A 14,362-nucleotide genomic window follows, 5' to 3' on the forward strand; every position below is an offset into this window, starting at 1 on the left:
GCCGTGGGACCCGGGCCGGATTGTGGATAAATTGTCGATATTAATTCGTCCCGTGGATTTTGAAAGTCGGGTGAAAAGCGCTACTTTTGTAACGATGTTTTAACAGTTGGGTTAAGTTGATGATTCCAGACTGCATCTTGGACCGCTTGGGGCGGAATGAATCTTTCTCCCGGCGCGAACGGAAGAGACGACAGGGCCATGCCGCTGTGTTTCATTCGTTGGTGTGTCAACGGATGCAGTGTGCGCAGTCCCGGGGGTGGCAGATGCCTGCCTGCGGAGTCCTTGGATAGATACCGGACCGCCATGACATGCGATGTCGTGGCGGTCTGTTTTTTTGATTTTCGAACAAATCTGTAAATTCGATAAGGCTATGAAAGTAGGCGTTATTATGGGCTCGGTGAGCGATTATGACGTGATGTCCGAAGCCGTTGCGATGCTCGAATCGTTCGGTGTGGAGTTTGAAAAACGGGTGGTCAGTGCCCACCGGACTCCGGACCTGCTGTGCGAATATGCCAAGACGGCCAGGGAGCGCGGTATCGGCGTGATTATCGCCGGAGCGGGGGGTGCGGCGCACCTTCCGGGCATGGTGGCCTCGATGACGACGCTGCCGGTGGTGGGGGTTCCGGTGAAATCGCGGGCCCTGAACGGCCTGGATTCGCTGCTGTCGATCGTGCAGATGCCTGCGGGGGTTCCCGTGGCCACGACCGCAATCAACGGAGCCAAAAACGCCGCACTGATTGCCGTTTCGATCCTGGCGCTGCAGGACACGACGCTGGCGGCGAAGCTCGAAGCCTTCCGGGCCAAACAGACCGCCGATGTCCTGAAAGCCGAACTGAACTGATCCGAGGGGGGGGGGAGACGCCAGATGGAGGAGAACAAGACCCGCGGGGAGGAGCAGGAGAAGTTGGAGATGGGACGACAGGAGGAGAACAAGACCCGTGGCGAGGAACAGGAGAAGTTGGAGATGGGGCAGGAGGAGAACCAGACCCGCGGAGAGACGGGAACAACGAAAAGTCCGGAAAAGATGAAGACCATTGGAATTATCGGAGGCGGACAGCTGGGGCTGATGATCGCCGAACAGGCCCATGTGCTGGGCGTGCGGGCTGTGGCCCTCGACCCGGCGCCGGATGCTCCGGCCTTCCGGGTTTGCGACGACCATATCGTGGCAGCCTACGACGATGCCGCGGCGCTCGAACGGTTGTGCCGCATGAGCGACGTGGTGACCTACGAATTCGAGAACGTTCCGGGCGAGATCCTGATCCCGCTGTGCGGGAAATACAACATCCCGCAGGGTTATAAACCGCTCTATGATTCGCAGGACCGTCTGCGCGAAAAGACGAATGCCCGCAACCACGGATTGCAAACTCCGGGTTTTGCGGCCGCGGATGATGAAACGTCGCTGCGGGCCGCGGTGCGCGAACTGGGCCTCCCGGCGGTACTGAAGACCCGCACGCTGGGCTACGACGGCCACGGACAGTTGGTCCTGAAGAGCGAGGCCGATATCGAACGGGCATTGCCGCTGCTGACGGTCCCATGCATTCTGGAGGAGTTCATCCCGTTCGACTCGGAAGCGAGCATCGTGATGGTGGCCGACAAGGAGCATGTGGTGAGCTTCCCCGTGGGTCGGAACATCCACCGCGACGGCATTCTCGACCTGTCGATCGTCCCGGCGGCGGCCGACGCGGAGGTGTTGGCGCGGATGAAGGCGCAGAGCGAGCACTTCATGCGTTCGTGCGGTTACGAAGGCATCCTCGCCATCGAGTACTTCATCCGGGGCGGGGAGATCTACTTCAACGAGATGGCGCCGCGCCCCCACAACTCGGGCCACTACACGATTGAGGGGTGCACGACGAACCAGTTCCGCGAACTGGTGCGTTATTTGATCGGCGAGCCGTTGCAGGAACCGCGGCTGGTGGCCCCGACGGTGATGAAGAACATCCTGGGCCAGGACCTCGAAGCGGCGCGGGCCGTGGCGCGGGAGGGCCGTCCGGACACCTACGTCCATATCTACGGCAAGACGGAGAGCCGTCCGAAGCGCAAGATGGGCCATATTACCTTCGTCGGAATAACGGGCGAGGAGTACGAGCGGCAGTGGGCCGGCCGTTTCGTGAAATGAACATAGAGCAAGACAAACCACACAATAAATGAACACGACCAACTATCGTATTTTCGTCGAGAAACTGCCGCGCTTCCGGGTGGAGGCGGAGAGTCTTCGGCGCGAACTGAACACGAATCTGAACCTCACGCTGCGCGAACTGCGCCTGCTGAACATCTACGATCTGTTCGGCTTCACGGAGGAGCTGCTCGAAAAGAGCCGTTACACGGTCTTCGGCGAAGTGGTGACCGATGAGGTGAGCGATACGTGCGACCTTGCGGGCCGCAAATACATCGCTGTGGAGTGCCTGCCCGGGCAGTTCGACCAGCGGGCCGCTTCGGCGGTGGACTGCGTGCGGCTGATCGACCCCGAGGCGCAGGTGAACATCCGCTCGGCCAAGCTGCTGTTGTTCGATGACAGCGTGACCGAAGAGGAGCTGGCCCGGATCCGCCACTACTATATCAACGCCGTGGAGTCGCGCGAAAAGGACCTTTCGGTGCTGACGGACATGGAGCAGGCCGAGGTGAAGCCGGTCCAGGTGCTGGAGGGATTTCGGGAGATGAAGGACGACGAGTTGGAGCCTTACTGCAAGCGGATGGGACTGGCGATGAATGCCGACGACCTCTACGAAGTGGTGAAATACTTCCGCGGGGAGGGGCGCGATCCCTTCGAGACGGAGCTGCGCATTCTGGATACCTACTGGAGCGACCACTGCCGCCATACGACCTTCACGACCGAACTCGAAGGGATTACGGTCGAGGAGTCGTTCGTGAAGGAGGAGATCGAGGATTCGCTGGCCCTGTACCTGCGGATCCGCCGCGAACTGGGCCGCGAGCACAAGAGCATCTGCCTGATGGACATGGCGACGATCGGAGCCCGCTACCTGAAGCAGAAGGGGCTGCTGGACGATCTGGAGGTCTCGGAGGAGAACAACGCCTGCTCGATCTACGTGGATGTTGACGTGGACGGCGGGACGGAACGGTGGTTGCTGCAGTTCAAGAACGAGACGCACAACCACCCGACGGAGATCGAACCCTTCGGCGGTGCGTCGACCTGCCTCGGAGGTGCGATCCGCGACCCGCTGTCGGGTCGCAGCTACGTCTACCAGGCGATGCGCGTGACGGGCGCCGGGAACATCTACCTGCCGGTTTCGGAGACGCTTCCCGGGAAACTGCCGCAGAGCGTCATCTCGAAGAAGGCCGCGGCTGGTTATTCGAGCTACGGCAACCAGATCGGCCTGGCGACGACGCACGTGCGCGAAATCTACCACGCGGATTACGTGGCCAAGCGACTGGAGGTCGGGGCCGTGGTCGGGGCCGTAAAGGCGGAGAACGTGCGGCGCGAACGCCCGGCTCCGGGGGACAAGATCATCATGTTCGGCGGCCGGACGGGCCGCGACGGCATCGGCGGAGCGACGGGTTCGTCGAAGGAGCACGATGCCAGGTCGCTGGAGACGTGCGGCAGCGAGGTGCAGAAGGGCAACGCTCCCGAGGAGCGGAAACTCGAGCGGCTGTTCCGCCGCCCGGAGGTGACGCGCCTCGTCAAGAAATCGAACGACTTCGGCGCGGGCGGCGTGAGCGTGGCGATCGGCGAGCTGGCCGACGGCCTGGACATCTACCTCGACCGGGTGAAGACGAAATACAGCGGCCTGAACTCCACGGAGCTGGCGATCAGCGAGTCGCAGGAGCGCATGTCGGTGGTCGTGGAGGCCGGGGACATGGAGGAGTTCATGGGTTACTGCCGCGAGGAGAATATCGAGGCGGTTCACGTGGCCGACGTGACGGATACGGCGCGGATGCGGATGTTCAAGGGCGACCGGAAGGTCGTGGACCTGAGCCGTGCGTTCATCGACAGCGCCGGTGCGAAGCACTACGCCGAGGCGAAGATCGGCGGGGTGGAGAACCGCAACCCCTTCGAACGGACGGTCGCGGGTGCCACGGCGTCCGAACGCTTTGCCAATAACCTGAAGGATGACAACGTGGTTTCGCAGCGGGGTCTGATCGAGATGTTCGACTCGACGATCGGCCGCTCGACGGTGCTGATGCCCTTCGGCGGGCGGACGCAGCGCAGCGAGACGCAGGTTTCGGTGCAGAAGCTCCCGACGGACGGCTATACGGATACGGCCAGTGTGATGGCCTTCGGCTACAACCCCTTCGTGGCGAAGTGGAGCCCCTACCACGGGGCGGCCTACGCCGTGGTGGAGGCTGCGGCGAAGGTCGTGGCGTCGGGCGCCCGCTACGAGCGGATGCGCTATTCGTACCAGGAGTACTTCGAGCGCATGACCCGGGATGCCGAGTCGTGGGGCAAGCCGCTGAGCGCGCTGCTCGGAGCGCTGAAGATGCAGGTCGAGCTGGGCCTTCCGTCGATCGGCGGCAAGGACTCGATGTCGGGCACGTTCCAGCATATCAACGTGCCGCCGATGCTGATGGCTTTCGGCATCACTACGGTCGACGCGCGGAGGGTGATCTCCACCGACCTGAAGGGGGCCGGACACCGGTTGTACCTCGTGCGCCACACGCCGCGTGAGAACTGGATGCCCGATACGGCGCAGTTGAAGGAGAACTTCACGTTCGTGAGCGACCGGATCGCTGAAGGAAAGATCCTTGCGGCGTGGTCCGTGGGCTTCGGCGGCGTGGCCGAAGGCGTGGCGAAGATGGCCTTCGGAAACGGCATCGGCGTGGAGGTCGAGATGGAGGAGTCGAAACTCTACGACTACGCCTACGGTTCGATCCTCGTGGAGTGCGAGGGGACGCTGGAGTATCCGCGTGCGGAGCTTGTGGGCTTCACGGTGGCCGACGCGGCGGTGACGCTCGGCGGCGTGCGGATGCCGCTCGACGAGCTCTACCGGGCCAATACCGAGCGTTTTGCGGCCGTCTACCCGGACAAGGGCATGAACTCGGCCGAGGTAATGGCCTCGCAGCCGGCGGAGAAGCGCTTCACCTATCCGGGCGAGGCCGTCGAGCACCCGCTGGTCTACATTCCGGTCTTCCCCGGCACGAACTGCGACTACGATACGGCGAAGGCGTTCCGCCGGGCCGGCGCCGAGGTGGAGATGAGCGTGCTGTGCAACATCGCGGGGGATGACATCCTGCGTTCGATCGCCGAGATGAAGGAGCACATCCGCCGGGCGCACATCTTCGTGTTGAGCGGCGGCTTCTCCTCGGGCGACGAACCCGACGGAAGCGCCAAGTTCATCGTCAACGTCTTGAACAACAGGGATATCATGACGGAGATCCACGCGCTGCTGGACCGCGGCGGCCTGATTCTGGGCATCTGCAACGGATTCCAGGCGCTGGTCAAGTCGGGCCTGCTGCCCTACGGTCGCTTGGGCATGGTCACGAAGGAGTCCCCGACGCTGTTCCGCAACGACATCAACCGCCACATCTCGCAGATCGTAACGACGCGCGTGGCCTCGACCAACTCGCCGTGGCTGTCGTCGTTCCGCGTCGGCGACCTCCACTCGATCGCCGTCAGCCACGGTGAAGGGAAGTTCGTGGTGAGCGAAGAGCTGGCCCACGAACTGTTCGCGGCGGGTCAGGTGGCCTTCCAGTACGCCGACGCCGAGGGGAGTCCCACGGCCGAGGCTCCGTACAACCCCAACGGTTCGTCGTATGCCATCGAGGGCATCGTCTCGAAGAACGGCCAGATCCTCGGCAAGATGGGCCACACGGAACGCTGGGAGGAGAACCTCTTCAAGAACATCGCCGGCAACAAGCAGCAGTCGCTCTTCGAGAACGCCGTGGCCTATTTCCGGAAAAAATAATTGCGCGATAACAGCATAACAGCAAGATACGACTTCATGAAACAGCTCGAAATGCTCTACGAGGGCAAAGCCAAGCAGGTATTCCGAACGGATGATCCCGAACGGATCATCATCCGCTACAAGGATAGCGCCACGGCTTTCAACAACATCAAGAAGGCTACGATCGAGAACAAGGGGGTGCTGAACAACGCCATTTCGTCGATTATTTTCCAGGAGTTGGAGAAGGCCGGGGTGAAGACCCATTATATCGAGACGCTCAACGACCGCGACCAGTTGTGCCGCAAGGTGTCGATCATTCCGCTGGAGGTGATCGTGCGTAACGTCATCGCCGGTTCGATGGCCCATCGCCTGGGCATCGAGGAGGGCACGCAGCCCGCGAACACGATTTTCGACATCTGCTACAAGCGGGACGAACTGGGCGATCCGCTCATCAACGACCACCATGCCGTGGCGCTGGGGGTGGTGACCTACCAGGAGCTGGAGCGGATCTACGGGATGGCGGCACGGATCAACGGGGTTCTCAAATCGCTGTTCGCCCGGATGAACATCACGCTGGTGGACTTCAAGATCGAGTTCGGCCGCACGTCGGACGGCGAGATCGTGCTGGCCGACGAGGTGTCGCCGGACACGTGCCGTCTGTGGGACATGACCACGGGCGAACGGCTCGACAAGGACCGTTTCCGCCGCGATCTGGGACGTGTGCGTGAGGCTTACGAGGAGATTTTGGCACGTTTGAAGAAAATTACCGAATAAGATGATGAGGGAAGAAGAGGTAATCCGCGACCGTGAGTTGCACGAGGAGTGCGGAGTTTTCGGCATCTACGGGGTGCCCGGGGCCGCATCGCTGGCCTATTACGGGCTGCACGCCCTGCAGCATCGCGGACAGGAGGGCGCCGGAATCGTTTCGGTCGACGAGAAGGGCACGTTCCGACGCATCAAGGGCAGCGGTCTGGTGACGGAGGTCTTCAACGAGGAGAAACTCGCCACGTTGAAGGGCTCGATGGCCATCGGCCACGTCCGCTACACGACGGCCGGAGGCGGCGGGGTGGAGAACATCCAGCCGTTCCTGTTCCGTCACAATACGGGCGATTTCGCCCTGGCGCACAACGGCAACATCGTCAATTCGGCCCTGTTGCGCGAGTATCTCGAAAACCGGGGCAGCCTTTTCCAGTCGACCTCGGACAGCGAGATCCTGGCCCACCTGATCAAGAAGGAGACACGCTACCACGACCGGCCGCGCATCTTTTCGATCATCGATGCGCTGAACATGCTGGAGGGGGCCTTCGCCTTCCTGATCATGACGGCCAACCGCATCTACGCCTGCCGGGACAAGTACGGGCTGCGTCCGTTGTCGATCGGGCGTCTGGGCGACGGATGGGTGGTTTCGAGCGAGACGTGCGCCTTCGACGTCCTGGGTGCGGAGTTCGTGCGCGACGTCGAGCCGGGCGAGATCGTCACGATCGACCGCCAGGGGATCCGCAGCCGCGACTATTCGCAGTACAAGCGCCACGAGATGTGCTCGATGGAGTACATCTACTTCGCGCGTCCGGACAGCGACATCGAGGGGTGCAACGTCCACGCCTACCGCAAGGAGTCGGGGCGTCTGCTCTGCCAGGAGTCCCCGGCTGATGCCGACATCGTGGTCGGCGTTCCGGATTCGAGTCTGAGCGCCGCGATGGGTTATGCCGAGGAGAGCGGCCTGCCCTATGAAATGGGCCTGATCAAGAACAAGTATATCGGCCGGACCTTTATCCAGCCGACGCAGGAGTTGCGCGAAAAGGGTGTTCGGATGAAGCTCTCGGCCGTGCGTTCGATCGTGCGGGGCAAGCGCGTGGTGCTGGTCGACGACTCGATCGTGCGGGGTACGACCTCGCGGCGCATCGTCACGATGCTCAAGGAGGCCGGGGCCACCGAGGTCCACGTGCGGATCGCCAGCCCTCCGATGATCGGCCCCTGCTTCTACGGCGTCGACACGTCGACCTACGACGAGCTGATCTCGGCGCGCAAGAATGTCGAGGAGGTGCGTCAGGAGATCGGAGCCGATTCGCTGTCGTTCCTCTCTCCCGATTCGCTGCTGAAGGCCGGGAACCACAGCGAATTGTGCATGGCCTGCTTCACGGGATCGTATCCCACGGCCCTGTACCAGACGGTCGAGGAGGCCAACAAGGACAACAAATGAGTTAGGAATCTAAAACCCATAAATACTATGGCTCAAAGTTATGAAAAGGCCGGTGTGAACCTCGAAGCCGGTTACGAAGTGGTGCGGCGCATCAAGAAGCACGTGGCTTCGACGGCCCGAACGGGCGTGATGGGCAATATCGGCGCTTTCGGCGGGATGTTCGACCTTTCGGCCCTGCAGGTGAAGGAACCGGTGCTGGTAAGCGGCACGGACGGCGTGGGTACGAAACTCAAGCTGGCCTTCCAGATGGACAAACACGATACGATCGGCATCGATGCCGTGGCGATGTGCGTGAACGACGTGCTGGCACAGGGTGCCGAACCGCTGCTGTTCCTCGACTACGTGGCCGTGGGGCACAACGTGCCGCAGAAGATCGAGGCCATCGTGGCGGGCGTGGCCGAAGGGTGCCGCCAGGCGGGTTGCGCGCTGGTGGGCGGAGAGACGGCCGAGATGCCGGGCATGTATGCCGACGGGGAGTACGACATTGCCGGATTCACGGTGGGCGTGGTCGAGAAGTCGAAGCTGATCGACGGCTCGAAGGTCCGCACGGGTGACGTGCTGGTGGGCATTGCGTCGAGCGGCGTCCACTCGAACGGCTTCAGCCTCGTGCGCAAGATCGTGGCCGACAACTATTTCGACCTGCACCGCAGCTATCCCGAACTGTCGAACAAACTTCTGGGCGAGGTGCTGCTCACGCCGACGAAGATCTACGTGAAACAGGTCCTCGAAGTGATCCGCCAGTGCGACGTCCACGGCATCAGCCACATCACGGGCGGCGGCTTCGACGAGAACATCCCGCGTATCCTGCACGAAGGGCAGGGGCTGGAGATCGAGGAGGGCTCGTGGGAGATCCTGCCGGTGTTCCGCTTCCTGGAGAAGTACGGCAAGGTGGCGCACCGCGAGATGTTCAACATCTTCAACATGGGTATCGGCATGGTCATCGCGCTGGACGCCGCGGAGGCTCCGAAAGCCATCGAGATCCTTCAGGCACAGGGCGAACGCGCCTCGGTCATCGGACGTGTCACGGACACCGGGAGTGTCGTCATCCGATAGGGCCATGCACCGTCTTGCAGTCTTCGCCAGCGGCAACGGCACGAACTTCGAGGCCATCGTAACGGCCTGCGAGCGGGGCGAGTTGTCCGCGGAGGTGGTGCTGATGGTCTGCGACAAACCCGGGGCGCGGGTCATCGAACGGGCCCGGAACCACGGTGTCGTGACCTTCGCCTTCGCCCCGAAGGAGTACGCCTCGAAGGCCGACTACGAACGGGAGATCGTCGCGCGGCTGGATGCCGCCGGGGTCGAACTGGTCTGTCTGGCCGGTTACATGCGGATCGTGGGCGATGTGCTGCTGGGAGCCTATGCGGGGCGGATCATCAACATCCACCCCTCGCTGCTGCCGGCCTTCCGCGGTGCCCATGCCATCGAACAGGCCCTGGAGTACGGCGTCAAGGTCTTCGGCGTGACGATCCATTACGTCGATGCCGAACTCGACGGCGGGCGGATCATCGCCCAGCGCGCCTTCCCCTACGAGGGGCACGACATCGAGGAGCTGGAGCCGATGATCCATGCGGTGGAATATCCGCTTTATGTCGAAACGATTGGTAAATTATTGAACGCAAAAAAAGAATAGCAACATGCGAGCATTGATCAGTGTAAGCGACAAGACGGGTGTCGTGGAGTTCGCCAAGGGGCTCCGGGCACTCGGTTGGGAGGTGATCGCCACGGGCGGCACGATGAAACTGCTGCGGGAGAGCGGCGTCGAGGTCATCAACATCAGCGACGTGACGGGATTCCCGGAGATCTGCGACGGGCGGGTCAAGACCCTCCATCCGAAGGTCCACGGCGGGCTGCTGGCGCGCCGCGATGATCCCGAGCACCTGAAAGCCTTGAAGGAGAACGATATCGAGTTCATCGACATGGTGTGCGTGAACCTCTACCCGTTCCGGCAGACGATCGCCAAACCGGACGTGAAGATGGAGGACGCCATCGAGAACATCGACATCGGCGGACCTTCGATGCTGCGTTCGGCGGCGAAGAACTGGGCCGACGTGACGGTGGTGTGCGATCCGGCGGACTACGCGCAGGTGCTGGAGGAGATCCGCACCTCGGGCAATACCGAAAAGGCCACGCGGCTGAAACTCTCGGCCAAGGCCTATACCCATACGGCGGAGTATGACGCGATGATTGCCACCTACATGCGCAAGCAGGCGGGGCTGAACGAAAAACTCTTCCTGGAATTCGACCTCGTGCAGTCGCTGCGTTACGGCGAGAACCCGCACCAGGGGGCGAAGTTCTACCGTGAGGAGCACAAGGTGCCCTACTCGCTGGCTTTTGCCCGTCAGTTGAACGGCAAGGAGCTGTCGTACAACAATATCCAGGATGCCAATGCCGCGCTGTGCATCGTGCGGGAGTTCGACCGTCCGTTCTGCGTCGGACTGAAGCACATGAACCCCTGCGGGGCTGCCGTGGGCCGGGATGTCGTCGAGGCGTGGACCAAGGCCTATGAGGCCGACAAGGTTTCGATCTTCGGCGGTATCGTTGCCACGAACTGCACCGTGACGCGCGAGGCGGCCGAGCTGATGAAACCCATCTTCCTGGAGATCATCATGGCTCCGAAGTTCGACGAAGGGGCGCTGGAGGTGCTCTGCACGAAGAAGAACCTGCGGCTGCTGGAGGTTGACATGACGAAGGGCGCCGTGGACCCGAAACAGTACGTAAGCGTCAACGGCGGCCTGCTGGTGCAGGACCTCGACGTGACGACCAGGGAGGTGATGCCCGACATGTGCGTCACGAAGGCTCAGCCCGCGGCGGAGCAGATGGACGACCTGAATTTCGGCTGGAGAATCGTCAAGCACGTGAAGTCGAACGCCATTGTGGCCGTGAAGGATGGCCGTACGTTAGGCGTCGGCGCCGGGCAGATGAACCGCATCGGTTCGGCTGAACTGGCTCTGAATCAAGCCCGTGCCGCCGGTGTGACGGAGGGAATCGTGCTGGCATCGGACGGCTTCTTCCCCTTCGACGACTGCGTGGCGCTGGCTGCCGAGTACGGCGTGACGGCCATCGTGCAGCCGGGCGGGTCGGTGCGTGACGAGGATTCGATCCGCAAGGCCGACGAGAAGGGCATCGCCATGTGTTTTACCGGCGAGCGCCATTTCAAACACTGATCCGAAAAACAGAACGCCCATGAAAGTACTGGTAATCGGCGGCGGAGGCCGCGAACACGCCATCGTCGATGCGCTTTCGCGCTCGGCGCAGGTGGAGAAGATCTTCTGCGCGCCCGGCAATGCGGGCATAGCGCGTCAGGCCGAGTGCGTGGCCATCCGGGAGACCGAGGTGGAGCGTCTGCGCGACTTTGCCGCGGCGGAGGGCATCGGGCTGACGGTCGTCGGTCCCGAAGTGGCGCTGGCGGCGGGAGTCGTTGACTGCTTCAAGGCCGCGGGGCTGCGGATCTTCGGTCCCACGAAGGCGGCGGCCCGCATCGAGTCGTCGAAGGAGTTTGCCAAGGAGTTGATGGCCAAATACGAGATCCCGACGGCCGGATTCCGTGCCTTCACGGAGTATGTTGCGGCGCGCGACTATGTGGCCGGGCGTCCGTTCCCTGCGGTGCTGAAGTACGACGGACTGGCGGCCGGGAAGGGCGTGGTGATTGCCCAAACGATGGAGGAGGCCGATGCGGCCCTGAAGGAGATGCTGCTCGACGACAGGTTCGGCGAGGGCAAGGTCGTCGTCGAGGATTACCTCGAAGGCCCGGAGTTTTCGCTCCTGTGCTTCGTCTCGGGGAGCCGCGTGTGGCCCATGGTGCTCTCGCAGGACCACAAGCGGGCCTTCGATGGCGACCAGGGCCCCAACACGGGCGGCATGGGCGCCTATTCGCCGCTGCCGTTCATCACTGCGGAGGACGAACGCTTCGCCGTGGAGCGGATCATGCGCCCGACGGCCGAGGCGATGGTTGCCGAAGGCTGTCCCTTCGAAGGGGTGCTCTACGGCGGCCTGATGAAGACGGCGCAGGGCATCAAGGTCATCGAGTTCAACGCCCGTTTCGGCGATCCCGAGACGGAGGTCGTATTGCCGCGTCTGAAGAGCGACATCGTCGACATCTTCTGCGCCGTGGCCGACGGCGGTGATGCCCGTCTGGAGTGGGATTCCCGTCCGGCACTGGGCATCGTGCTGGCCTCGAAAGGGTATCCCGGAAGCTATGAGAAGGGCCACGAGATTACGGGCCTTGAGAATGTCGAGGGAACGGTCTACCACATGGGTACGAAGGCCGACGGAGACCGGATTGTGACGGCAGGCGGCCGGGTGCTGTTTGTCGTGGGGAGGGGTGCCACGCTGGCCGAGGCGCGCGAAGCGGCGCTGCGTGATGTGGCGCGCATCGGGTGCGACAACCTTTTCCACCGCACCGACATCGGACACTGGGCTTTGGACGAAAAATAACGAAAAATATGATTATCAGCGGAAAAGAACTGTCGGCCCGACTGAAGGCCGAAATGGCCGAGCAGGTGAAGACCTTCCCGGCAAAATACGGGCGCGTGCCCCATCTGGTGGTGATTCTCGTGGGGGACAATCCGGCGAGCGTGAGTTATGTGACGGGCAAGGCGAAGGCCTCGGCCGAGGTCGGAATCCGCAACACGACGATCCGCCGCCCGGAGTCGATTCCGGAGGCGGAATTGCTGGGGCTGATTGCCGAACTGAATGCCGATCCGGAGGTGGACGGCATTCTGGTGCAGCTGCCCCTGCCGAAGCATATCGACGAGGCGAAGGTGATTGAGGCGATCGACAAGGCGAAGGATGTGGACGGGTTCCATCCGCTGAATGTGGCGGCGCTGTGGCAGAAACAGCCCTGCACGCTGCCCTGCACGCCGAAGGGGATCCTCAAGATGCTGACGGCCGCCGGGGTGGAGATCGCCGGGAAGCGCGCCGTGGTGATCGGCCGCAGCAACATCGTGGGGCTGCCGGTCTCGAAACTGCTGCTGGATGCGAATGCCACGGTGACGATGGCCCACAGCCGCACGCGCAACCTCGCCGAGGTGACGCGCCAGGCGGAGATTCTGGTCGTGGCCATCGGGCGCCCGAAGTTCGTGACGGCCGATATGGTCTCCGAAGGGACGGTGGTGATCGACGTGGGCGTGAACCGCGACCCGGAGACGGGCAAACTGTGCGGCGATGTCGACTTTGCGGCCATCGAGCCCAAGGCTTCGGTCATCACGCCGGTGCCGGGCGGCGTCGGCCCGATGACGATCTGCTGCCTGATGGAGAACACGATCGAGTGCTTTTTGAAAAGCCGCTGATGCGCTTCTTGGATGCTCCTTGGATGAAACCGGCCCTTTCCCTTCGGAGGGTCGGTTTTTTCTGTCTCCGGGGCCGGATCACGGGTTTGGGGCCGAATCCCGCGATGCACTGTCGGGATGGTAAGATGAGGGGAGGCGGGAGGATTGAAAATCAGTAGTTCTGGGTATTGCCCGGTGTGTGCGGACAGCCTACCTTTACCGAAAAAACGATGGAAAAGATCCGACCCCTTCTGGCGGAGGTTCCCGCCACGTTGCTCGTGCCGCTTTGGGCACGAGCCGAAGAACAGAAACGTCCTGATCCGCTGGTCCGCGATCCCCGATCGGCGGAGATTCTTCGGGCGCTCGATTTCGATTTTTCCCGCTTTTCGGGAGGCTGGATGTCACAACTCGGGTGTTGCATCCGCACGGTGATTCTCGATCGGGAGGTGCAGCGTTTTTTGGACGCACATCCCGGTTCGACGGTCATCAATCTCGGTTGCGGACTCGATACGCGGGTTGGGCGACTCTCCGGATATGCCCACTGGTACGATCTCGACCTTCCGGAGGTGATCGCCCTGCGGTCGCACTTTTTCACCGAGACGGAGCAGCGGCATATGATAGCCTCATCGGTACTTGACAGCGGCTGGATGGAACGCATTATGGCTCCCGGTCCGGTACTGGTCATTGCCGAGGGGTTGTTCATGTATTTTTCGGAGGAGGAGGTGACTTCCCTGCTGGATGCGTTGGCCCGATATTTCCCCAAGGCCGTGCTGCTGGTTGAGATGCTTGCTCCGCTGCTGGTCGGCCGGAACCGGATGCACGATGTCGTGAAGAATGCCTCTTTCAAATGGACTCTGTCCGACAGCCGCGATTTCAGCCGGCTGAATTCCCGCCTGCATTATGATTGTGAATGGTCCTATTTCGATATGGCTCGTCGACGCTGGCGTTATTTACGGCTGATTCATTGGATCGGGTGGGTACGCCGCAATATGAACAACCGTATCGTAAGGTTGCATTTCGAATGAAAGAGTGGCGGGACCGGGGCCAAAGCCCGGTCT

Annotated in this window: 11 protein-coding genes; all 11 read left to right on the forward strand. The window is 62.2% G+C overall.

Annotation, left to right across the window (positions count from 1 at the left end; translation table 11 throughout):
• Positions 1-370: 370 nt before the first annotated feature.
• Positions 371-841 carry a 5-(carboxyamino)imidazole ribonucleotide mutase gene (purE, locus tag ABGT65_RS08885; protein WP_346701460.1) on the forward strand — a complete coding sequence of 157 codons (471 nt, stop codon included), beginning with the start codon at positions 371-373 and terminating at the stop codon, positions 839-841.
• Positions 842-1,024: 183 nt separating this feature from the next.
• Positions 1,025-2,116 carry a 5-(carboxyamino)imidazole ribonucleotide synthase gene (purK, locus tag ABGT65_RS08890; protein WP_346703075.1) on the forward strand — a complete coding sequence of 364 codons (1,092 nt, stop codon included), beginning with the start codon at positions 1,025-1,027 and terminating at the stop codon, positions 2,114-2,116.
• A 28-nt stretch (positions 2,117-2,144) separates the two neighbouring features.
• The gene (locus tag ABGT65_RS08895; protein ID WP_346701462.1) at positions 2,145-5,858 is read left to right on the forward strand and encodes a phosphoribosylformylglycinamidine synthase; all 3,714 of its coding nucleotides are present in this window, start codon (positions 2,145-2,147) and stop codon (positions 5,856-5,858) included.
• Between the two features lie 36 nt (positions 5,859-5,894).
• Positions 5,895-6,611 (forward strand): phosphoribosylaminoimidazolesuccinocarboxamide synthase, encoded by a 717-nt coding sequence (purC, locus tag ABGT65_RS08900; RefSeq protein WP_346701463.1) that lies wholly within the window; start codon positions 5,895-5,897, stop codon positions 6,609-6,611.
• Between the two features lies 1 nt (position 6,612).
• Positions 6,613-8,037, forward strand: a complete 1,425-nt coding sequence (gene purF / locus ABGT65_RS08905) for an amidophosphoribosyltransferase (RefSeq protein WP_346701465.1) — start codon at positions 6,613-6,615, stop codon at positions 8,035-8,037.
• Between the two features lie 27 nt (positions 8,038-8,064).
• The gene (gene purM / locus ABGT65_RS08910) at positions 8,065-9,090 is read left to right on the forward strand and encodes a phosphoribosylformylglycinamidine cyclo-ligase (protein ID WP_346701467.1); all 1,026 of its coding nucleotides are present in this window, start codon (positions 8,065-8,067) and stop codon (positions 9,088-9,090) included.
• 4 nt (positions 9,091-9,094) lie between these two features.
• Positions 9,095-9,667: a phosphoribosylglycinamide formyltransferase gene (purN, locus tag ABGT65_RS08915; RefSeq protein ID WP_346701469.1), complete on the forward strand. Its 573-nt coding sequence runs from the start codon at positions 9,095-9,097 to the stop codon at positions 9,665-9,667.
• Positions 9,668-9,671: 4 nt separating this feature from the next.
• Positions 9,672-11,201, forward strand: coding sequence for a bifunctional phosphoribosylaminoimidazolecarboxamide formyltransferase/IMP cyclohydrolase (gene purH / locus ABGT65_RS08920; RefSeq protein ID WP_346701470.1), 1,530 nt, complete (start codon positions 9,672-9,674; stop codon positions 11,199-11,201).
• A gap of 19 nt (positions 11,202-11,220) precedes the next feature.
• Positions 11,221-12,471 (forward strand): phosphoribosylamine--glycine ligase, encoded by a 1,251-nt coding sequence (purD, locus tag ABGT65_RS08925; RefSeq protein WP_346701472.1) that lies wholly within the window; start codon positions 11,221-11,223, stop codon positions 12,469-12,471.
• An 8-nt stretch (positions 12,472-12,479) separates the two neighbouring features.
• Positions 12,480-13,325, forward strand: coding sequence for a bifunctional methylenetetrahydrofolate dehydrogenase/methenyltetrahydrofolate cyclohydrolase FolD (gene folD, locus ABGT65_RS08930; protein WP_346701474.1), 846 nt, complete (start codon positions 12,480-12,482; stop codon positions 13,323-13,325).
• Positions 13,326-13,534: 209 nt separating this feature from the next.
• Positions 13,535-14,329, forward strand: a complete 795-nt coding sequence (locus ABGT65_RS08935; protein ID WP_346701475.1) for a class I SAM-dependent methyltransferase — start codon at positions 13,535-13,537, stop codon at positions 14,327-14,329.
• Positions 14,330-14,362: the final 33 nt, after the last annotated feature.

The sequence above is a fragment of the uncultured Alistipes sp. genome (assembly GCF_963931675.1).
Lineage (GTDB): Bacteria > Bacteroidota > Bacteroidia > Bacteroidales > Rikenellaceae > Alistipes.

Excerpts from the sequence above, each read along its gene's own strand:
- purE (WP_346701460.1), top strand. The coding sequence starts at position 371 with ATGAAAGTAGGCGTTATTATGGGCTCGGTGAGCGATTATGACGTGATG.
- purK (WP_346703075.1), top strand. The coding sequence starts at position 1,025 with ATGAAGACCATTGGAATTATCGGAGGCGGACAGCTGGGGCTGATGATC.
- ABGT65_RS08895 (WP_346701462.1), top strand. The coding sequence starts at position 2,145 with ATGAACACGACCAACTATCGTATTTTCGTCGAGAAACTGCCGCGCTTC.
- purC (WP_346701463.1), top strand. The coding sequence starts at position 5,895 with ATGAAACAGCTCGAAATGCTCTACGAGGGCAAAGCCAAGCAGGTATTC.
- purF (WP_346701465.1), top strand. The coding sequence starts at position 6,613 with ATGATGAGGGAAGAAGAGGTAATCCGCGACCGTGAGTTGCACGAGGAG.
- purM (WP_346701467.1), top strand. The coding sequence starts at position 8,065 with ATGGCTCAAAGTTATGAAAAGGCCGGTGTGAACCTCGAAGCCGGTTAC.
- purN (WP_346701469.1), top strand. The coding sequence starts at position 9,095 with ATGCACCGTCTTGCAGTCTTCGCCAGCGGCAACGGCACGAACTTCGAG.
- purH (WP_346701470.1), top strand. The coding sequence starts at position 9,672 with ATGCGAGCATTGATCAGTGTAAGCGACAAGACGGGTGTCGTGGAGTTC.
- purD (WP_346701472.1), top strand. The coding sequence starts at position 11,221 with ATGAAAGTACTGGTAATCGGCGGCGGAGGCCGCGAACACGCCATCGTC.
- folD (WP_346701474.1), top strand. The coding sequence starts at position 12,480 with ATGATTATCAGCGGAAAAGAACTGTCGGCCCGACTGAAGGCCGAAATG.
- ABGT65_RS08935 (WP_346701475.1), top strand. The coding sequence starts at position 13,535 with ATGGAAAAGATCCGACCCCTTCTGGCGGAGGTTCCCGCCACGTTGCTC.